Source organism: Flaviaestuariibacter amylovorans, from assembly GCF_039541815.1.
Classification (GTDB): domain Bacteria; phylum Bacteroidota; class Bacteroidia; order Chitinophagales; family Chitinophagaceae; genus Flavisolibacter; species Flavisolibacter amylovorans.
The window spans coordinates 482,260-501,399 of sequence record NZ_BAABGY010000001.1 but is presented as its reverse complement, the minus strand read 5'-3'; the positions used below and the strand labels follow the sequence as shown (position 1 = coordinate 501,399).

The following is a 19,140-nucleotide window of genomic DNA, read 5'->3' as shown; positions in this document are numbered from 1 at the left end:
GCTGATCATATAGATCCTAAACCCCGAAGCTTCGGGGCTGCGTCATTTCTCTCCTTTCTGACTATCGTCACTACGCTGCTCAAAATCAAAGACAACCCCGACGTGGCGGGGTTTTTACTTCGACATTCCGTATTCCTTTTTCTCCTGTTCGATAATCCTCATCCTTCGAGGTGGATCGAAAACACGATCATGCGGCTCTGGATGCGGTCGATGACGTTGGAGTATTTGAGGTTGGCGTTGCGGTCGTGCATATTGCGTTGGCCGTTGGAGATCTTGATCTCCGGTGAGAAGATGAAGCTCTGGAAGTAGAAGTTGAACCCGAGCCCGGCCTCGATGCCGTAGTCGATCTTGCCGATGCGGATCATGTTGTCGGCCTGGCGGGCCTTCGCATTGGAGGCAAGGTCGTAATCGAGCTTGACGCCGCCGAGCATATATACGCGGAAGTTGTGGATGCGGTCGGAGCGGAACTTGAGCTGCAGCGGGAACGAGGTCATTACCGACTCCACCTTCTTGGTCACGAGCGTGCTGTTGGGATCGTCCTCGAAGGGGTCGGCGTACTTGAGGCGGTACTGGATGCTGCGCTCCATGAAGATGAGTGTGGGGTTGAAGCGGACCTCGAAGCGGTGGTTGAGGCGGGCCGTGGCGAGGAGGCCGAGGCCGAAGCCGCCGGAGTTGATGGGCTCGGCGGTATATACCGTATCCTGGCTGAGGAAGTAGGGATGCTGCTCGGTATGAAAGCGCGCCATGTTGCCGGCGAGGGTGATGCCGAAATAATACGGCTTGGCGTCGTGCTCGGGCAGGTTCAGCTCCTTGCCGAATTGTGCCTGCACCCCGAGCGTCGAGAAAAGAAGCGTCAGTAAGATCAGTCCTGCCTTTTGCGTCCGGCGTAGATACAGCATATTCCTAAGCTTAGCGGTTTGAACGAGGTATCGATATAACCCACGTTGTTCAGAATGTCGACAAAATGTTGCCGGTCGGGAAAGGCGTTTGCGGAGGCGTTCAAATATTGGTAAGCTTTCTTGTTTTGATTGAACCATTTGGCCATCTGCGGCGCGAGCCAGCCCATATACCAGCCGTAGAACTGCTTCACCACCGGCAGCTGCGGGCGGCTAAATTCGAGCACCAGCAGGCGCGCGCCGGGCTTCAATACCCGGAGCAGCTCGCTCAGGCCTTTTTCCAGGTTCTCAAAATTCCGCACTCCGAAGGCCACCATACCCGCATCAAACGTATTGTCGGCAAAATTTATTGTTTCACTGTCGCCGGCCACCAGCTCAATTTGCGTTCCAAGTTTTGCCGCGTCTACTTTCTTCCGGCCTACGGCCAGCATGCCTTCGGAGAGGTCCACGCCCACGATGCGGGCCGGCTGCAGCATCCGGGCAGCCATCAGCGCCATGTCGCCGGTGCCGGTGGCCATGTCGAGCAGCAGCTGGGGCTTATCGGGCGCCAGCATCCGGATCGCCTTCCGGCGCCAGAGTACGTCGATGCGGGCGCTGAGGATGCGGTTCATGAAGTCGTAGCGTCCGGCGATGCGGTCGAACATCTCGCGCACCTGCTCCTTCTTGGAGGCGTCCTCCGAGAAGGGCTTTATCTCGTCGTGGGCATATCGGGCCATGGGCCGCAAAGGTAGGCCAAAAACACCCGCAGGCTGAACGAGTGCAACTTTTCAATCGCCGCAAGCGGCTGCCTTTTCTCAAAGCGGCAAGCGGGTTTCACGCAAAGGCGCCAAGACGCGGAGTGCGCAAAAAGTAACGGTTTCGTACCGCTCAATCCTACCACCCTGCGGGCAACGGCTGAACACAGGCAGGATCCTGTGTTTGCGTCTTGGCGCCTCCGCGCCTTTGCGTGAAACCCGCGTTCTTCTTTAGGAATTGCCAGGCGCCTGCGCCGGGAATAAAAGAACCGACTCAGCGATCGCCACGCGAACAAGAGAGCGAAGCGAACACCCCTCGGCATGAATACCCGATATTTGCCGCATGGAGATCATCAAAGCGGAATACCTGATCAGCAGCCCGTCGGTGGAGCAGTGCCCGAAGGCCGACATCCCGGAATACGCCTTCATTGGCCGCTCGAACGTGGGCAAGTCCTCGCTCATCAACGCGCTGACGGGGAAAAAAGAGCTCGCCAAGGTGTCGCGCACACCCGGCAAAACGCAGCTGATCAACCATTTCACGGTCACCAACAAGGACTACAGCAAATGGCACCTGGTGGATCTTCCCGGCTACGGCTTCGCCAAACGGGCGCAGTCGCTCCGGAAGCAATGGGCCAAGATGATCGAGAACTACATCCGCAAACGCGAGAACCTCGTGACCCTGTTCGTGCTCATCGACTCCCGCCATGAGCCGCAGGAGAACGACCTCGAGTTCGTGAACCAGCTCGGGGAATGGCAGGTGCCCTTCGCGCTCGTATTCACGAAAGCCGACAAGACCACCCAGCGCGAAACGGCTGCCAACGTGCGCCGCTTCCTGGATACGATGCGGGAGCAGTGGGAATTCCTGCCGCCCAACTTCGTGACGTCGGCCGAAAAGCGCACCGGCATCAAGCAGCTGCTCACCTATATCGGCGACCTCAATAAAAACATAGCGAAGGAGGGCGGGCGCGCCTCCTGAGCCCGCTTTGCGATAACTTTATCCTCATGAAGCTCCTTCCCCCTTCCGAGCGCAGCATCCTGCGGGCACTGTATGTGCTCGTGTTTGCGGCGTTCCTGTGGGCGGAGCGGGCGAGCGCCCCGGTGCGCGACATTCCGGAGGATGCGAAGCCGACGGCCCGGAAGACCCCGATCGACACAACAAAAGAGCGGCCTTCCCTGGCCGCCCGCACGCATCGTTAATTCACCATCTTATCCGCACAGCACGAGGAGGCAAAAGCCTCCGGCTTGGCCTTGAAGGCGAAGCCCATGCCGAGGATGTAGCCCATCGCCTCCCGCAGCGCGTCGTTGCTCTTGAACGAAGGGTTGGTGTTGATGTCGGCATGCACCTCCATGTCCACGTTGTATAAAGTAAAAAGGTTGCACAACTCGTAGGCAACCTCTATACTTTTCGCAACTTCCACCAGCATCCGCTCCTTGATGCTGTACGAATGGTCGGTGCGGTCGTTGTGGATGAACATAAAGCCGCCGTGGCCTTCCCGGAGAAATACGATGACCGTGGCAAACTCGGTCTCTTTTCCTTTCACCTGGGAGTCGGTACCGATGCACACCTTGAGGCGGGCGCCCTTTTCCGTCTCCCGGCGAATGGTCTCTTCCACTGCCTGGTAGATGGGCAGCTCGATCGGGGCACCGTTGAATCGTCTCCAGCGCATAATATAGGGTTTCCCTAATATACGTAAAAAACCGGACCGGACGCGTGAATCGTCAATCGTGAATCGTGAATGGGAACCCCACAGTTAGCGCCATCCCTCTCGATCCCAGGCGGCGCATGCAATGAACGTACACACAAAAGGCCGCAAAGAACAGATCTTCACGGCCTTCGTTATGCTTGTGTAAGTCATTGTCTTAGAACCGGCCAGCAGTAAGAGGAAAGACTTCCGAACCAACAAGGATTCACGACTCACGCTTCACGATTCACGTCCTCACCGCCCGGGATAGAAAAACTTCTCCACCGCATTTCCACCATTGCCGGAGAACCGCACCCAATAGGTGCCTGCGGGCAGGAGCGGCAGTTGCAGGAAGGCCGCGCCGGGGGGCAGCGCGCCCGACGTGAGCACGGCACCAGCGGCATCATACACCGCGTAGCGCGCGCCCTGCGGACAGCTGACGCGCAGCGTGCCGCCCTGGGCAACCGTGGAAACGAGACGCGTGGCAGCAGTAGCGCGCGCCTGCACCGCCACCGTATTGGACGTGTAGGACCGGCCATTGTTGAAGGTCACCTTGAGCCGGTAGAACTGCGTTCCCGCACCTTCAGGCCGGTGCTCGAAGCGGCGACCCGTGGTGGCCGGAGCCGCCAGCGGGCGGAAGTCGCGGCCGTTGGTGCTCACTTCCAGCTCCTGCGCGGTCAGCACCTCGTCGGCCACGATCTCCCACTCGAGGAGATGCGCGGCGCCATTCGCGCGGGCACGGAGCTGCAGGCGGTGCAGGGGCAGCACCTGGAAGGGGGTTGTGCTGGCTTGCAGGGCGTAGGAGCCAAGCGAGCCGTACTCGGGTGCAAACTGGTTGCCTTTCCCGTCTACCTGCAGGAAATAGGTGCCGGCGGCAAGCGCGGTATCCACCACCGAATTGAGGAGCGGTGCCGGGTTCCAGGCCCCCACGGCCCTGCCTTCGGCGTCGAACAGCTGCACCAGGATGTCGAGATCGGCGCCCTCGTTGCCGGCGGCGGCGCTGAAGGGCAGGGCGTCGAGCCGGAAGCGGCCCGCGGCCGGCATCCGGAAGCGGAACAGGTCGCGGTCGGCCGTGCGCCCGATCACGCCGTCGATGCGGAAGCTGTCGCCCACGAACGTGGCGAGGGACGCCGCATCGAAGTGATCGGCCACGTCATCGGCCCGGAAGCCGAAGCCGTTTGCTGTTTTGGCAATGACGTCGAGATCGCTCTGGGAGGTAGTGCAGCCCTGGTTGGTGGGACCCAGGTTCCAGGTGGTCTGGTTGCGGTAGTAGCCCACCCCCATGATGGGTGCCCAGCTGATCTCGCCGGTACCGGTGCCGGAATGATAGTCGGTAAGCTTGGAGCAGGTGGCGCTGTACGATGCCTGGTGGCGGAGGCCCATCGTATGCCCGGCCTCATGTGCCCCGGCCTCGGCGATCCACTTCGTCTTGTTCTGGAGCAGCGTTGTGAAGATGAAGCAGGGCGTATTGTCGCCCCAGGTCCAGGAGCCGATGTAGGCCACGCCGCCCACGCTGTTTCCGTACCAGCCATGGGTGCCCGTAAAGATGACGCGCATCCGCTGCTTGTTGGGTGCGGCCCAGTACCGCGTGGAATCCGTGGTGACGTTGATGTTGAAGGGACGGTAGTCCTCCGCGATGCGGTGAAAGATCTCCAGCTGCTGGGCGGCGCTGAGGTTAGAAGGGCCACAGGCGATGGGACCCGCCGTATTCCACTGCGTGCCGTTCACGGTATGCCCGTCGAAGTCGAGGAACAGCACCGCGGCAGCGGCCGGGTGGGAGCTCCCGCTGGCAGACTGGGCGTGGGAGATGCCGCAGAGGGCCAGCAGCAGCAGGAGGATGAGGGTAGTGTGTCTTTTCATCGGTTGGCGTTGGAAGGGTTATTCACTGAGCAGGTCGTACAGGCCGCGCTTCACGAGCAGGTAGCGTCCGTTCTCGGACACCAGCTCGAGGGCATCGCCGCCGTTGTAGCCCAGCATGCGGGCGTTCCAGTCGTAGCCACCGCCGGGCCGGCATACACGCGACAGCGAAAAGGCGGCGCCCCCGCGCACGGAGGAGCGCAGCACCACGCTGCGCACACAGGTATCGGCCGCATCGGAGCGGGAAACGACGGTTCCCTCGAGGCGGAACCGGTCGGAAACCGGAACGGTGATCGCCTTACCGACCGGCAGGTCGAGGAGTGCGGCGAGGAGGCTTTCGGAAACCGGCAGGGCCGCCGGCAGGTCGGCGAAGAGCTTAGGCTTATTGAGGTCGGGCTCGCGGAGCGGGGCTTCCTTTTGCGCCCGGGCACCAACGGAGGCTCCCAGGAGCAGCAGGGCACACAGGAAGGTCTTGACGTGGGGCATCGGAGGTGTTTTACGGTTGAGGTTGATGAGACTCTGTCTCTTACACCTTCGAATTTCCGACTATATGAGGCGGTTACCGGCTCCCTTTCGGTGAACCGGCGAAAAGAAAAGCTAAAGGGGAAGAACCCAGATGCCGCTGCGGAAGAGCTTCCGAAAGGTTTTGGGGGTTTTAGGGGTCGGTGCTCCTCAGTACCGGAAGGCTCTGGTGACAAAGCCAGCAAGGGGCAGAAAAGAAACAGCCAATAAGGGGAAAGAACACATCCCTGGCTGCAACAGCCGGAATACTTTTGACTATGGCCACATTCAAACGTATTGAGGACCTAATTGCCTGATAGTTGGCGCGCCGGCTTTGCCAGGAAATCGACGTGATCATTGCAGAAACAGGCTTGGGGCGCGAGTTCAAATTGCATGACCAAGTGCGTGCTGCCGCAGGATCGATTACAGACAATATCGCAGAGGGGTTCGGCCGCGGAGGAAACAGGGAGTTCATTCAATTTCTCGAGGTGGCACATGGCTCCTGTGCCGGAACCAAATCACAGATCTACCGGATCGTTGACCGGCAATATATTACTGAGGAATGCCTCGAAGGCCTGTTGCTACTGAACGCGCGCACGGGAAAAGCCATCGATGCGCTGATTGCTTACCTTCAGCAGTGCGAGATCCGCGGAATCCCCGACTCCGACACCGCGACCAGAGGTGAGGGGGCTCAACCTCCAAAACCCCTAAAACCTCCAAAACCCTAGTACTGCCCCGTGCTCAACATTACGAGCGTACACCCAAGTACGGGCTCGATGCCCTGCTCTTTGGCCTTCTTGATGAGCTCGTCGTTCTCGGTACCCGGGTTGAAGATGATGCGCTTCGGCTGCAGGTCGAAAATATAATCGTAATACTCCACCTGGTTCTTCGGGTTGAGGTAGAGCGTCACGGTGTCGACGCCGGTCTGGGGCACGTGATCGGTAAGGATGGGGATGCCCGACACCTCCCCTTTCTTGCGCCCGATGGCCACCACCTCGTGCTGGTGCGACGTCAGGCGGCGGATTGCGAGGTAGCTGTACCGCGAAGGATTGTCTGAGGCGCCGAGTACGACCGTTTTTTTCGACATGACCAACTTCTTTGTGCCCTGAAAATACAAAGGATATGCCGGAGGCTCAGAATGGGGTAATGGGAGAATGGGGTAATGGGAGAATGGGGTGATGGGGGATGGGAGAATGGAACGAGCAAACGTGAAGATGAGTAGCCCGCCGGATCCGGAGGGAGCTCCATTTACGATTGCCGATTCCCGATTGCCGATTGCTGCCCCTAAAACACCTCGCCATGCGTGCTGCGGATCACTGGCCCCGCAAGCGCCGGTACCGTGCGGAACAGGCCCACGAAGGCGTTGCTCACGGCACTGCCGCCGAAGAAGCGCTGGAGCAGGCGGCCGCGCCGGAGCCGCGGACCAAATTGCCGCCGCCAGGCCCGGTCGTACTCCGATTCCATTGCGGCGCGGGTGCAGCTCCCCCGTAGAAATGCGGTAATGCCCTCAGCGGCGATCTTGCCCGTATGCAGCGCGATGCTCATGCCGTTGCCGCATAGCGGCGAGATCATGCCTGCCGCATCGCCCAGCATCAGCACACCGCTTTCGACCCGCGCCTTCGACGCAAAGCTCACCTGCGCAATGGTGACCGGGAAAGGCGTCAGCACGGTGCTTCCCGCGAAGATCTTTTTAAGGTGCGGGTTCACCGACAGCACTTCCTGCTCCAGCCGCGGCAGCGATCCGCCGTGTGCGCGGAGCGCCGCAGCACGCGCCAGGTAGCAGAGGCAGTAGCGATCGTCTTCCACCCGCGAGATGCCGCAGTAGCCACCGGGAAAATTGTGCAGCCCGATGGCGTTCTGCGGCCACTCCGTTTCCACGTGGTACTTGACGCCGATAAAGTTGTTGAGGCGACGGTCCTGCGCGGCCAGGAAGGCCCGCCCTCCCTGTACATCGAGGTTGCTCTTTTTGCCCCAGGCGCCGCAGCAGGCCTTCGTCCGGAAGGTTTCCCGCACACCATCCTTGCTCCGTACCTGCAGGGTAAAGCCGTCGGATTGCGTGACGTCTTCGACCCGCGTTCCTTCGAGCAGCGTTACGCCGGCGGCGCGCGCCGCATCGGCCAGCAGCGCATCGAGGCGGTAGCGGCTGATACCGAACCCGCCCATCGTGAGGCCCGTGCGGAAAGTACTGCCATTGGGGGCGGTCAGCACGAGCCGGTCGATCGAGGGGAGGTCCAGCTCGTGGAGGGGTATGCCGAGGTGCTGCAGGAAGCTCCAGCTCTCGTGGCTCACGTACTCGCCGCAGACCTTATGGGCGGGGTAATGGCCCTTCTCGAACAGCACGGTGCGCCAGCCGGCACGCGCCAGCAGCAGGGCCGCCGACAAGCCGGCGAGGCCGCCACCGATAACGGCCACATCGTATGTACGGGTATTATCCATGGTGCGTAGCGGTGATGAGCCAGCGAAAGGCCCACTTCCAGTGAATGCGGTAAGTAGAAATACGGGCCGCCTCCATCAGGCCTATCCACTCTTCTTTCCGGAAGCCGCGGCGTACCGACAGCGGCGCATCGTTCTTCACGAGGGCGCTGCGCGAGAACAGCTTCGTGAGCCATTTGATGGAGTGGTAAGCAAGGGGGTGCCGGTGCAGGTCGTTGATAAAGAACCCGCGCCGCGTGTGCTGCGCCATCCACTGCAGCTGGCCCACGAGCTCGGCGTCGGTGAAGTGATGGCAGAACAGCGAGGAGAAGATGATATCGGGTGCCTGTTCGAAGCGCGCGGCCCGGTAATCGGAGCAGGTAAAGTTGATGGCTTCGTTGCCTTTGCGCTCCATGGCGTAGTGAATGCATGCGGCGTTCCAGTCGATGCCGGAGAGTTGCACGGCAATGCCGCGGGCACGGGCCCAGCGCGCGATGGCACGCAGGTTGTCGCCGCCGCCGCAGCCGATCTCAGTGATGCGCCAGGGCTCCTGCCGGCGCTCGCGGCCGACCAGTATTTCTACACCCCGCGTGGTGATGCCATGGCCACCCAGCCGCGTGTTGATCACGTCGAGCTCCTGCATGTTCCGGGCAATGGCATCGAAGGGGATGCCGGGCGCGTCGAGGAGCTCCTTGTCGTAGCACCGGTGGCGGAATCGGTTCATCGGGTATGAGCAGTAAAGGTTTCTACGGTGAGCCCGGGGCCGAAGGCGGCGCCGGCCATGCGGCCGATGGGCACGCGCTGGTCGAGCATGCGCTTCAGCACAAAGAGCACCGTGGCCGACGACAGGTTACCGTACTGGCGCAGCACCTCGTAGGAGTCGGCGAGCTGCTCCTTCGCCATGCCGATGCTTTTCTGGATCGCCTCGAGGATGCGGCGGCCACCGGGGTGGATGCACCAGTGCGTCACGTCGCTGCGCTGCAGCTGCTGGTCGGCCAGGGCACGGTCCATGATGGCGCCGAAGTCTTCTTCGATAAGCTCCGGGATATAGTTGCTCAGCGTCATCTGGAAGCCTGTGGACGACAGCTCCCAAGCCATATCGCGCTTGCCCTGCGGCACTACCTCGCTCCGGAAGCCGGTCAGGTGCAGGCCTTCGCCGGGCGCATCGTCGTGCGCCAGCAGCACGGCTGCCGAGCCGTCGCCGAAGAGCAGCGCCGAGGCGATATTGTCCATGGTGCCCCCGCGCTGGAAGTGGAGGGTACAGAGTTCGGTGCACACGATCAACACACGTGCGTCCTTTTGTCCGCGGCAGAGCGCGTCGCCGAGGCGGAGGGCATGCAGCGCGGCGTAGCAGCCCATGAAGTTGACGGAGGTGCGGAAGATGTCGCGCGGGAGGTCGAGGAGCTCCACGATCTGCAGGTCGAGGCCGGGGGCGCTCATGCCGGTGCAGCTCACGGTGATGAGGTGAGTGACGCTCTCGGGCGGATAGTCGTGCTTCAGGCAGTCGCGGATCGCATCCACCGAAAGCGCCGGCGCCTGCTTGTTGTACACGGCCATACGCTGCTCGAGGGAGGGAAAGGGATCGAGCCCTTCAGTGGCCGGGTAGAAGGTCCACTCGGAAGCGGGGCGGCTGTAATCCGGCAAAACGGAATAGCGCTGATCGATGCCGCTTTGGTTGTACATAAAGCGCATTTTCCGGCGGTCGGCTTCGTTGGTGGCATACGCGAGCTGCGTGAACCGCATGATGTCGGGCTGTGGGTGACAGTGGGCCGGCACCGCGGTGCCTATGGAGAGGATCTTGCTCAAGGCTTCAGGAGGATAAGGGTGAGAAAATAGGCCGTGGTGCAAACGGTGGCCACGGCGTTCATGAGGAAGCTGTGGCGGAAGTCGGCCGCCGCCTCGTTCTTCCAGACGCGGAGCATCCAGTAGCCGAAGAAGCCTACCACCGGCAACCCTTCCAACAAGAACCAGCCGAAATGGTTCACACGGCCGAGCGTGTGAAAATGATAATAGAGCCCGGCAGACGCAACGAGGAAGAGCAGGGCGCTGAAGATAAAGGATCCGCGCTTCCCGAGGCGGATGGAGAGCGTGGTAACGCCGTCTGCCTTGTCGGCCGCATGCTGGTATACCTGCGTAAGCGGGTAAAGGGCGCCGATAAGGCAGGAGGCCACGAGGGCGGGCAGCGGGTCGATGCTCGCTTCGGGCGCGGCGCCCAGTTGGGTGAAGATATAGATCCAGGCGCCCTGGAACACGAACACGGTAAGGAAGCCCGTGAACGGGAAGCGCTTCAGCCGGATGCCGCGGTAGCTGTAAGCCCGCGAGGCGAGGATATAGGCCGCGATGCCGCCGGCAAACAGGGCGTTCACGAAAAGCAGCGATGCGAGCACCGCCACGGCGTCCATGACGATGGTCGTGTGAAAGAGTTGTCGCGTCGGCTGCATCGGGCGCGCAAGCCCGCCGATGGGCGTCTCGTCGCGGTCCATGTACGAGTTGTAGCCGTTGGAGGCGGGGTAGACCAGGAAGTGCAGGATGGCGAAGATCCACGCGGCCTTTGCCCCATCTACCGCGGGCAGCTGGCTCAGGGCAAAAAGGTACACCGGCAGCAAAAAGAGCGAAAACGGGAAGCGAAGCAATTGTATGGTGGAGCGATGAAGCACAGGCAAAGATGCATAAAAGCTATGCCAGAGGAAATAATTTGCTGATGGGGTAATGGGGTGATGGGATAATCAGGGTTCAAAAAGTTCAGGAAGGTTGGGACCTACCAGCCCACGGCTTTAGCAGTGGGTTTTCGATTATTACCAGCCCATGGCTTCAGCCATGGGTTTTCGATTTCCCCCACGGATGTATCGGTAGGTATCGCAGCGACCCGCTCCCGGGTTGTTCACCACAGTAATGTGATCAGGCAGGAACGCCCAAAAAAACAACGGCCGGTCCGAAGACCAGCCGTCGCTTTTATTCCAGTGCCGTGGGCGCTCATTAGCACATTAACTCATTAGCACATCAGCACATTACTTCTTCCCGAACCCGCCGGGCATCATCTTGCCCATGGGCATCTTGTTCATCATCTTCATCAGCTCGCGCATCTGCTCGAACTGCTTCATGAAGGCGTTGACGTCGGCGATGGTCTTGCCGGAGCCTTTGGCGATGCGGTTGCGGCGGCTTGTGTCGATAAGGTCGGGGTTGGCGCGCTCGGCGGGCGTCATGGAGCCGATCATGGCCTCGATGCCCTTGAAGGCGTCGTCGGAGATGTTGATGTCCTTGATGGCCTTGCCCACGCCGGGGATCATCCCGATGAGGTCCTTCAGGTTACCCATGCGCTTGATCTGCTCGAGCTGCGTGCGGAAGTCGTCGAAGTCGAACTGGTTCTTGCGGATCTTCTTCTCGAGGCGCTTGGCTTCCTCCTCGTCGAACTGGGCCTGGGCCTTTTCCACGAGGGTGGTGATGTCGCCCATCCCGAGTATCCGCTGGGCCATCCGCTCGGGGTAGAAGATGTCGATGGTGTCGAGCTTCTCACCGGAGGAGATGAACTTGATCGGCTTGTTGACGGTGTATTTGATGGAGAGGGCCGCACCGCCGCGCGTGTCGCCGTCGAGCTTCGTGAGCACCACGCCCGAGAAGTCGAGGCGGTCGTTGAAGGCCTTGGCGGTGTTGACGGCGTCCTGGCCGGTCATCGAGTCCACCACGAAGAGGATCTCGTTGGGGTTGACGGCGCTCTTGATGTTGGCGACCTCGGTCATCATCGCCTCGTCCACGGCCAGGCGGCCGGCGGTATCGATGATCACGACGTTCTTATTCTTGCTGCGGGCCTCGCGGATGGCGTTTTGCGCGATCTCCACGGGATTCTTGTTTTCCTCCTCGATGTGCACGTCGACGCCGATCTGGCCGCCGAGCACGCGGAGCTGCTCCATGGCCGCGGGGCGGTAGACGTCGGCCGCCACCAGCAGCGGGCTCAGCTTCTTCTGATTCTTGAGGAAGGAGGCAAGCTTGCCCGAGAAGGTTGTTTTACCGGAGCCCTGGAGGCCGGCGATGAGGATCACGGCAGGCGCGCCTTTCGAATTGAACTCGGCCACCTCGCCGCCCATGAGGCTCACGAGCTCGTCTTTCACGATCTTGACCATGAGCTGGCCGGGAGAGATGGCGTTGATCACCTTTTCGCCCTGCGCCTTTTCGCGCACCACGTCGGTAAACTCCTTGGCGATCTTATAGTTTACGTCGGCATCCACGAGGGCGCGGCGGATCTCCTTGATGGTGGAGGCGATGTTCAGATCGGTGATCCGGCCCTCACCTTTTAGATTCTTGAACGCACCTTCCAGCCGGTCCTGTAATGATTCGAACATAATTGACGGGGATTTTAGGATAAAAAAGCGGACGCAGGGTCCACTTTTCAAATCGGGGCCAAAGATAGCGAACCGGCGGGAACGGAAGAACAAGGAACAAGGAACAGCAGAATGCAGAAGTTAAGGCGGGATAAGGAGAAGATGGGATTCTTACCGCTAAGAAAAGAAGAGGCTGAGGCCCTTCGGCAAGCTCAGGGTGACAAGAAGCGCTAAGGGAGCGGGTCTATGGGTCTATTTGTCGATTGGTAATGGATCGTTTCTGTGCAGCATACGTTATCGTACCGCAAGATCATATCTGAAGCGGCTTGCTGAACCGGAACAGGAGGCATCGCTGACCAACATCCGCGCTCATCGTATCCAATCCGTAACATCTGCGTTCCTTCTCTCTTATCCCACGCAGCAAAGGATCCCACAAAAAAGGAGGAACCTGCGTCCCTCCTTCGATATTCGATATTCCTTGTTCCTTGTTCTCCTGTTCTCCGCTCCTAAGCGCCGAGGTATCCCCGCAGCAGCTGCGTCTTGTGCGTCGACTGCAGCTTGGCGATGGCCTTGTCCTTGATCTGGCGCACGCGCTCGCGGGTGAGGTTGAACTTGCCGCCGATGTCGTCGAGCGAAAGCGCCTGGTCCACGCCGATGCCGAAGAAGTAGCACAGTACCTCTTTCTGGCGCTCGGTGAGCGTTTGCAGGGTGCGCTTCACCTCGGTGCAGAGCGACTCGTGGTAGGCCACGCGCACGTCGGTGCCTTCGGCGTTGGGGTTCACCAGCATGTCGAGCAGGGTGCCGTCCTCGCCTTCGGAAAGGGGCGTATCCATGCTTACGTGGCGGGCATTCATGTTGAGGGTGGCGCGCACCTCTTCGAGCTCCATATCGAGGGCCTCGGCGAGCTCCTCGGCCGTGGGCTCGCGCTCGAACTCCTGCTCCAGCTGGGTCTGCACGCGCTGCACGCGGGCCGAGAGGCCTACCTTGTTGAGCGGCAGGCGCACGATGCGGGCCTGCTCGGCAAGGGCCTGCAGGATCGATTGGCGGATCCACCACACGGCATAGGAGATGAACTTGAAGCCCTTCGTTTCATCGAAGCGCTGGGCAGCCTTGATGAGGCCGAGGTTGCCTTCGTTGATGAGATCGGGGAGGGAAAGGCCCTGGTTCTGGTACTGCTTGGCGACAGACACCACGAAACGGAGGTTGGCCTTGGTGAGGCGCTCGAGGGCGCGGGCGTCGCCGGAGCGGATGAGGCCGGCCAGGCGCACTTCTTCTTCGGGGGTAACGAGCTCGACCTTCCCGATTTCCTGGAGATACTTCTCGAGGGAGGGAGATTCACGATTCGTAATCGACTTCGTGATCTTGATCTGACGCATACTCATAGGAGGTATTCTGGATTTGGTTGGTGGCAGTGTGTGGCGGTGGTTATGTCCAGAAAATTCGCTTCACGGGTCCGGATCACATAGCAGCAGTCGGCATAACTCCTTTCCAAGTTAGGAAAATCATAAATCTCAAAAAAATATTTTGCTCTTCAGTAGCTGTTCCTGCATGCTTAAAAAAAATTTTGACCGTTCGATTATTTTTCTATAATTGCACACTTGCCCGAGGCTTTAAAAAGAGACGATGAGTAAAAAACAGCTGTATACCCTTGAGTTCCCGGTTCGGTGTTCCCCTACGATCCTTTACGAGTTCCTGTCTACTTCCTCGGGCCTGCAGGAGTGGTTCGCCGATAAGGTCGACGACCAGGACAATGTGTTCACCTTTGGCTGGAACGGCTCGGAAGACACGGCTGAAGTGCTCGAGAAGGAAGAAGACAAGTTCATCCGCTTTCACTGGAGCCATGCACCCAAAGACGAGTACTTCGAGTTTCGCATCGAGAAGTCGGAGGTGAGCAACCAGACGGTACTCGTGATCAAGGACTTTGCCGCCAAGAACGAGATCAAGGACCAGAGCCAGCTCTGGAACCACCAGGTGAAGGACCTGTTTCACCGCCTGGGTAACTAAGGCGTTCGAAGTTTATCGTTGAACGTTTGAAGTGGGCGGAGGCCCGCGATACGATATGAAGCTGCCCACGGGTGGCTTTTTTGGGCCTATCCCCCGGCCCCTTTCCTGAGGAAAGGGGTGACTCTGTGCAGCATTCATCTCATTTTGCCGCCAGACTTTTTACTTCGATATCGTATTAGCAATTCTCGAAGAACCCTAACAAAAAATGGGGAGCCCCACTATCCACAGACCAGCACCTCAATCTTTGACGTAAGCTAAATTGAGTGCAGCCCGCCTGCGGGCTTCCCCTTTGCGTCTTGAAAAAAGATTGTAACTGGAGTGCCCGTCGCTACCTGTGTTCGGAGGGCCTGTAGATAAAAGCGACTCAAAATGTCCCCCTTTGCGCCTTCGCGTTAAAACGGATTCCTTCCGGCGACTACCACCACCCGGAGAAAGGGAGCAAAACGTCGATCTCAAAATATTTAAAACCCCTCCGGATCCCGGAACTCCATCCCGCAAATGCCCAGTAAGAACCGCCAACTCGCCATGAGGTCCTCGCCGACGAAGTGCACGTCGCGGAGCGGGAACTCGGTGGCGATCTTGAGGTGATCATACATCGTGCACTGCTCCGCAAATTCATCTTCGGTGAACTCGAATACGGGCCGGTAGTTCTCCTCCCCGAAGTGATGCTGCCACGGGTCTTCGGAAATGCCGATGAAGTAGCCGCGCTTCTTCAGCTGCGGGTAGGCCGCGACGATGGCCTCGAGATGGTCGTCTTTGTAGTCGCCGGCAAGGTGGAGGGTAGAGCTGAAGGCATTGCCCCACCAGAACATGGTGCGCACGGCAAAGATGTTACGGCTGTCGAACTGGCGCGGGAAGTCGAGCACGAGATAAGGCAAGCCCAGGTAATTCTCGCCCTTTGAGATCTTGGGCATCGGGCGGAGCGCCGGACCCAGGTCGCCGGGGTCGGCCAGGTAGGCTTCCTGCTGCTGCCGGGCCTCGAGCACTTCGAGCAGGCGGCGGATGCCGAAGAGGATCCTGTTTTTTGTTAAAAGCACACCGGCATCGCACATGAGCTCGATCTCCGCGGGCGAAAACTGTATTTTTGCTTCTTCCACGATCAAAATTACGCACCGAAAGAGCCCCCGTGATCAAGAAATTAGACAAGCTCGTCATCAAGACCTTTCTCGGCCCTTTCGCCGCCACCTTCTTCATCACGCTCGTGGTGCTGGTGCTGCAGTTCTTCTGGCTCTGGATCGACGACTTCGTGGGCAAGGGCCTGTCGGTAGGCGTCATCCTCGAATTCATCATGTACCAGGGCGCGGCGCTCGTGCCCCTCGCCCTGCCGCTGGCGGTGCTGCTCTCCTCGCTCATGACCTTCGGTAACCTCGGCGAGACCTACGAGCTCGTGGCGGTGAAATCATCGGGCATCTCCCTGCTCCGCTTCATGCGCCCGCTCATTTTCCTGGTAACAGCCATCTGCGGCATCGCCTTCTACTTTGCCAACGCCGTCATTCCCGTGGCCGTACTCAAAAGCCGCACGCTCCTCTCCGACATCGTGTGGGCGAAGCCGGCCTTCGACCTGAAGGAAGGCGTGTTCTACGACAAGATCCAGGGCGTGGCCATGAAGGTGGGCCGTAAGGAGCGCGATTCCCTCATCTACGACATCATCATCTACGAGCAGGGCGGCAACACGCAGGACCGGTTCATCGTCGCTTCCGACGGCATCATGCGCTCCTCGCCCGACAAGAAGTACCTCGAGTTTCACCTGCGCAACGGATGGCGCTACGAAGAGCGCGGCTCGATGGGCGCCCCGGCCACCGAGTTCATCCGCCTCGGCTTCAAGCAATATACCAAGAGCATCGACCTGTCGGCCTTCGAGTTCAAGCGCACCGAAGACAGTACCAACAAGGGCAACTTCCGGGTCATGAGCATGGGCCAGCTGCAAAAGGCCATCGACACCATGAAGCTGAAGGACCAGCAGATCGGAAAGCGGGTACGCGCCGAGGTGCTGGCGCCGGCCAATATCTCCCAGTACCTCGACTCCAACTGGAGCAAATACGGCGGTGCGCCCGACAGCACCGCCTTCCGCAGCCGCATCACCGACGCCGACCGCCCGATGATCGAGCAGCGCCTCGTAAACCGCCTTACCTCCCTGCGCAGCAGCATGGATGCGCTGATCAAGAACGTGGAGGAAGACCGCAAGGAGCAGCGCCGCTATGCCATCGAATGGCACCGCAAGCTCTCGCTGTCGCTCGCCTGCCTCGTGCTGTTCATGATCGGCGCGCCTCTCGGCGCCATCATCCGCAAGGGCGGCCTCGGCAACTCGCTCATTGCCTCCATCGCGTTCTTCATGCTCTTTTACTTCATCGCCAACACAGGCGAGAAGTTCGCCAAGGAAGGCGAGTGGTCGGTGTTCGCCGGTATGTGGCTCGCCACCTTCGTGCTCACGCCCATCGGGCTCTTCCTCACCTACAAGGCCGTGCGCGATTCCACCCTCTTCAACCGCGAGTATTACCACCGCCTGTTCCGGAGACTACGGAAGAAAAAGGGTTCTTAAGGTGCTGATGGTTCTTGGGGTCAAGCCTATTTCGTCTGGTGCTTACCCTCCGGAACCTTCAAAACCACCAAAACCTTAAGAACCTTAAAAACTTCTGTTCGTGCCTACCTTCGCAAAAACCCTTTACCATGGCACCAACACGACGCGACTTCCTCATCAATACCTCGGTGGCCGGGCTTGGGCTGGCGCTCGGCGCTTCCGGGCTGGCCTCCTGCAGCAGCACCAAGGCGATGGCGGTAAGCGGCCCGCTGCGCACCGGCTTCGCGCAGGCGCCCCTCCCCTACGCTTATGGCGCGCTCGAAACCGCCATTGATGCCCGCACGATGGAGCTCCACTACAGCAAGCACGCCGCAGGCTATGCCACGAACCTCAACGACGCGGCCAAAGCCGAGGGCGCCGACACCACGAAGTCGGTGGAAGAACTCCTGGCCCGCATCTCGAAGTATTCGGCCAAGATGCGCAACAACGCCGGCGGCCACTTCAACCACGAGCTGTTCTGGAAGCTGATGAGCCCCAATGGCGGCCAGCCTTCGGGCACGCTCGCTACCGCGATCAGTAATTCGTTCGGATCGATGGAGGCGTTCAAAAAGCAATTCGGCGATGCGGGCACCGGCCGCTTCGGATCGGGCTGGGCCTGGCTCTACCTCGACGGCGACAAGAAGCTGCGCATCGGCTCCACCCCCAACCAGGACAACCCGCTGATGGACGTCTCCGACATCAAAGGCTATCCTCTGCTTGCCCTCGACGTATGGGAGCACGCCTACTACCTCCGCTACCAGAATAAGCGCGCCGACTATATCGCCAACTGGTGGAAGGTGGTGAACTGGGATTATGTGCAGACGTTATACGCGGGAGTTTCTTAATGTTGCAGCCTGAACACTGCACCGGAATTCAAAAGTCAAAATTCAAAAGTCAAAGCTGAACTGCAAGCTTTCCTACAGGAGGCGACCTGCGCTCAGCGAAGTCCTTTTTTTGAATTTTGACTTTTGAATTTTGACTTACAAGAAACACGCTCCAAAAACAAGCAGCCTGTCTACCCAAAACACACCCCAGCAAAGCAACCTGCGCCTGCAATTCTGGATCGCCGTGGCGTCTTGTGTGCTGCTGGGCGCCAAGTTCGGGGCGTTCCTGCTCACCCGCTCCGTGGCCGTGCTCACCGATGCCCTCGAGAGCATCGTGAACGTGGCGGCGGCCTTCATCGGTCTCTATAGCCTCTATGTGTCGGCGAAGCCCCGCGACACCGATCACCCCTACGGGCACGGCAAGGCCGAATTCATCTCCGCGGCCGTAGAGGGCACGTTGGTGCTCACCGCGGGGGCTATCATCATTTACAAGTCCGTGAAGGGCTTCCTGCAACCGGAGCGGCTCCTGCAACTCGACACCGGGCTCCTCATCATCGGCGCCACGGCCGGCATCAACTGGATCCTAGGTGCCATTTCCCTGCGCCAGGGCCACCGCAACAACTCGCTCGCCCTCATCGCGAGCGGCCGGCACCTGCAGACCGACACCCTCTCCACGCTCGGCGTGATCGGGGCCCTGCTGCTGATGCGCTTCACCGGCTGGTACTGGCTCGACCCGGTAGTGGCCGTTATCATGGGCGGCATCATCATCTGGACCGGCTACCACATCCTGCGCGCGTCGCTGGCCGGCATCATGGACGAGGCCGACATGCAGCTGCTTGGCCAGATGGTGCAGGTGCTGAACCGCGACCGCCGCGACGGCTGGGTAGACCTGCACAACCTCCGCGTCATCAAATACGGCAACACGCTGCACGTCGACTGCCACCTTACCGTGCCCTGGTACTTCAACGTGCACCAGGCCCACGACGAGATCGAGCACCTCGGCGCCGGTATCCGCGCCGAATTCGGGGAGTCGCTGGAGCTCTTCGTACACTCCGACGGCTGCCTTTATTTCCAGTGCCCCATCTGCGACAAGAAAGCCTGTCCCGTGCGCCAGCACCCTTTCCGGCAGGAGATCGAATGGACGGTCGACAACATCCTTCAGAACAAAAAGCACGGTCCGGAGGATTTGTGATTTCAGATTTGTGATTTCAGATTTGTTCCTGTTTGGTCGGTTCTTAAAGGTTCGGCGTTATACCGAGCTGGAGAAAAGCATAAGCTTTCGGGTCGCCCCACAAATCTGAAATCTGAAATCTCACATCTGAAATCCCGTTTACCTTTACGCCAAACGGATTCCTCT

The 19,140-nt window shown here is 59.8% G+C and carries 20 protein-coding genes; 7 read left to right on the top strand and 13 right to left on the bottom strand.

The window, feature by feature from the left end; genetic code table 11:
* Positions 1-158: 158 nt before the first annotated feature.
* Together porT and ubiE are read right to left on the bottom strand one after the other, a co-directional pair.
* The gene (gene porT / locus ABD937_RS02125) at positions 159-899 is read right to left on the bottom strand and encodes a type IX secretion/gliding motility protein PorT/SprT (protein ID WP_345253000.1); all 741 of its coding nucleotides are present in this window, start codon (positions 897-899) and stop codon (positions 159-161) included.
* Complete coding sequence (gene ubiE / locus ABD937_RS02120) at positions 863-1,612, bottom strand: bifunctional demethylmenaquinone methyltransferase/2-methoxy-6-polyprenyl-1,4-benzoquinol methylase UbiE (protein WP_345252999.1); 750 nt, start codon at positions 1,610-1,612, stop codon at positions 863-865. Before ubiE ends, porT begins: the two co-directional genes overlap by 37 nt.
* 361 nt (positions 1,613-1,973) lie before the next feature.
* Here ubiE and yihA point away from each other — a divergent pair, with 361 nt between their 5' ends.
* Positions 1,974-2,606 carry a ribosome biogenesis GTP-binding protein YihA/YsxC gene (yihA, locus tag ABD937_RS02115; protein WP_345252998.1) on the top strand — a complete coding sequence of 211 codons (633 nt, stop codon included), beginning with the start codon at positions 1,974-1,976 and terminating at the stop codon, positions 2,604-2,606.
* 26 nt (positions 2,607-2,632) lie between these two features.
* The gene (locus ABD937_RS02110; protein ID WP_345252997.1) at positions 2,633-2,827 is read left to right on the top strand and encodes a hypothetical protein; all 195 of its coding nucleotides are present in this window, start codon (positions 2,633-2,635) and stop codon (positions 2,825-2,827) included.
* On the opposite strand, the gene ABD937_RS02105 is transcribed toward ABD937_RS02110, so the two are convergent.
* The 3 genes from ABD937_RS02105 to ABD937_RS02095 form a co-directional block, all read right to left on the bottom strand.
* The gene (locus ABD937_RS02105; protein WP_345252996.1) at positions 2,824-3,297 is read right to left on the bottom strand and encodes a ribonuclease H-like YkuK family protein; all 474 of its coding nucleotides are present in this window, start codon (positions 3,295-3,297) and stop codon (positions 2,824-2,826) included. The genes ABD937_RS02110 and ABD937_RS02105 overlap by 4 nt on opposite strands.
* A gap of 270 nt (positions 3,298-3,567) precedes the next feature.
* Positions 3,568-5,172, bottom strand: coding sequence for a zinc-dependent metalloprotease (locus tag ABD937_RS02100; RefSeq protein ID WP_345252995.1), 1,605 nt, complete (start codon positions 5,170-5,172; stop codon positions 3,568-3,570).
* Between the two features lie 18 nt (positions 5,173-5,190).
* Positions 5,191-5,655: a hypothetical protein gene (locus tag ABD937_RS02095; protein ID WP_345252994.1), complete on the bottom strand. Its 465-nt coding sequence runs from the start codon at positions 5,653-5,655 to the stop codon at positions 5,191-5,193.
* Positions 5,656-5,990: 335 nt separating this feature from the next.
* On the opposite strand from ABD937_RS02095, the gene ABD937_RS02090 reads away from it, so the two are divergent.
* The gene (locus ABD937_RS02090) at positions 5,991-6,398 is read left to right on the top strand and encodes a four helix bundle protein (protein WP_345252993.1); all 408 of its coding nucleotides are present in this window, start codon (positions 5,991-5,993) and stop codon (positions 6,396-6,398) included.
* Here ABD937_RS02090 and ABD937_RS02085 read toward each other — a convergent pair.
* From ABD937_RS02085 to ABD937_RS02055, 7 genes are all read right to left on the bottom strand, one after another.
* On the bottom strand, positions 6,395-6,757 hold the full coding sequence (locus ABD937_RS02085; protein ID WP_345252991.1) for a CoA-binding protein: 363 nt from the start codon (positions 6,755-6,757) through the stop codon (positions 6,395-6,397). The genes ABD937_RS02090 and ABD937_RS02085 overlap by 4 nt on opposite strands.
* Before the next feature lie 197 nt (positions 6,758-6,954).
* A complete protein-coding gene (locus ABD937_RS02080; RefSeq protein WP_345252990.1) occupies positions 6,955-8,106 on the bottom strand; it encodes an FAD-dependent oxidoreductase in 1,152 nt (383 codons plus the stop codon).
* Positions 8,099-8,806, bottom strand: a complete 708-nt coding sequence (locus tag ABD937_RS02075) for a methyltransferase domain-containing protein (protein WP_345252989.1) — start codon at positions 8,804-8,806, stop codon at positions 8,099-8,101. The genes ABD937_RS02080 and ABD937_RS02075 overlap by 8 nt, the downstream gene beginning before the upstream one ends.
* Positions 8,803-9,888: a type III polyketide synthase gene (locus ABD937_RS02070; protein WP_345252988.1), complete on the bottom strand. Its 1,086-nt coding sequence runs from the start codon at positions 9,886-9,888 to the stop codon at positions 8,803-8,805. Before ABD937_RS02070 ends, ABD937_RS02075 begins: the two co-directional genes overlap by 4 nt.
* Positions 9,885-10,739 (bottom strand): UbiA family prenyltransferase, encoded by an 855-nt coding sequence (locus ABD937_RS02065; RefSeq protein ID WP_345252987.1) that lies wholly within the window; start codon positions 10,737-10,739, stop codon positions 9,885-9,887. Before ABD937_RS02065 ends, ABD937_RS02070 begins: the two co-directional genes overlap by 4 nt.
* Positions 10,740-11,090: 351 nt before the next feature.
* On the bottom strand, positions 11,091-12,419 hold the full coding sequence (ffh, locus tag ABD937_RS02060) for a signal recognition particle protein (RefSeq protein ID WP_345252986.1): 1,329 nt from the start codon (positions 12,417-12,419) through the stop codon (positions 11,091-11,093).
* A 485-nt stretch (positions 12,420-12,904) separates the two neighbouring features.
* Positions 12,905-13,774, bottom strand: coding sequence for a sigma-70 family RNA polymerase sigma factor (locus ABD937_RS02055; protein ID WP_345252984.1), 870 nt, complete (start codon positions 13,772-13,774; stop codon positions 12,905-12,907).
* Between the two features lie 247 nt (positions 13,775-14,021).
* Between ABD937_RS02055 and ABD937_RS02050 the strand changes: the two genes are divergently transcribed.
* Complete coding sequence (locus ABD937_RS02050; RefSeq protein ID WP_345252983.1) at positions 14,022-14,402, top strand: START-like domain-containing protein; 381 nt, start codon at positions 14,022-14,024, stop codon at positions 14,400-14,402.
* Between the two features lie 461 nt (positions 14,403-14,863).
* On the opposite strand, the gene ABD937_RS02045 is transcribed toward ABD937_RS02050, so the two are convergent.
* A complete protein-coding gene (locus tag ABD937_RS02045) occupies positions 14,864-15,499 on the bottom strand; it encodes a hypothetical protein (RefSeq protein WP_345252982.1) in 636 nt (211 codons plus the stop codon).
* A 29-nt stretch (positions 15,500-15,528) separates the two neighbouring features.
* Here ABD937_RS02045 and ABD937_RS02040 point away from each other — a divergent pair, with 29 nt between their 5' ends.
* The 3 genes from ABD937_RS02040 (at position 15,529) to ABD937_RS02030 (ending at position 18,975) form a co-directional block, all read left to right on the top strand.
* The gene (locus ABD937_RS02040; RefSeq protein ID WP_345252981.1) at positions 15,529-16,941 is read left to right on the top strand and encodes an LptF/LptG family permease; all 1,413 of its coding nucleotides are present in this window, start codon (positions 15,529-15,531) and stop codon (positions 16,939-16,941) included.
* Positions 16,942-17,069: 128 nt separating this feature from the next.
* On the top strand, positions 17,070-17,804 hold the full coding sequence (locus ABD937_RS02035; RefSeq protein ID WP_425475026.1) for a superoxide dismutase: 735 nt from the start codon (positions 17,070-17,072) through the stop codon (positions 17,802-17,804).
* Positions 17,805-17,934: 130 nt separating this feature from the next.
* A complete protein-coding gene (locus tag ABD937_RS02030; protein ID WP_345252980.1) occupies positions 17,935-18,975 on the top strand; it encodes a cation diffusion facilitator family transporter in 1,041 nt (346 codons plus the stop codon).
* Positions 18,976-19,140 lie beyond the last annotated feature (165 nt).

Coding starts and splice junctions, on each gene's coding strand:
- ABD937_RS02035 (WP_425475026.1), top strand. CDS start 17,070: ATGGCACCAACACGACGCGACTTCCTCATCAATACCTCGGTGGCCGGG.
- ABD937_RS02075 (WP_345252989.1), bottom strand. CDS start 8,806: ATGAACCGATTCCGCCACCGGTGCTACGACAAGGAGCTCCTCGACGCG.
- ffh (WP_345252986.1), bottom strand. CDS start 12,419: ATGTTCGAATCATTACAGGACCGGCTGGAAGGTGCGTTCAAGAATCTA.
- ABD937_RS02105 (WP_345252996.1), bottom strand. CDS start 3,297: ATGCGCTGGAGACGATTCAACGGTGCCCCGATCGAGCTGCCCATCTAC.
- ABD937_RS02055 (WP_345252984.1), bottom strand. CDS start 13,774: ATGCGTCAGATCAAGATCACGAAGTCGATTACGAATCGTGAATCTCCC.
- ABD937_RS02100 (WP_345252995.1), bottom strand. CDS start 5,172: ATGAAAAGACACACTACCCTCATCCTCCTGCTGCTGCTGGCCCTCTGC.
- yihA (WP_345252998.1), top strand. CDS start 1,974: ATGGAGATCATCAAAGCGGAATACCTGATCAGCAGCCCGTCGGTGGAG.
- ABD937_RS02110 (WP_345252997.1), top strand. CDS start 2,633: ATGAAGCTCCTTCCCCCTTCCGAGCGCAGCATCCTGCGGGCACTGTAT.
- ABD937_RS02080 (WP_345252990.1), bottom strand. CDS start 8,106: ATGGATAATACCCGTACATACGATGTGGCCGTTATCGGTGGCGGCCTC.
- ABD937_RS02050 (WP_345252983.1), top strand. CDS start 14,022: ATGAGTAAAAAACAGCTGTATACCCTTGAGTTCCCGGTTCGGTGTTCC.
- ubiE (WP_345252999.1), bottom strand. CDS start 1,612: ATGGCCCGATATGCCCACGACGAGATAAAGCCCTTCTCGGAGGACGCC.
- porT (WP_345253000.1), bottom strand. CDS start 899: ATGCTGTATCTACGCCGGACGCAAAAGGCAGGACTGATCTTACTGACG.
- ABD937_RS02095 (WP_345252994.1), bottom strand. CDS start 5,655: ATGCCCCACGTCAAGACCTTCCTGTGTGCCCTGCTGCTCCTGGGAGCC.
- ABD937_RS02085 (WP_345252991.1), bottom strand. CDS start 6,757: ATGTCGAAAAAAACGGTCGTACTCGGCGCCTCAGACAATCCTTCGCGG.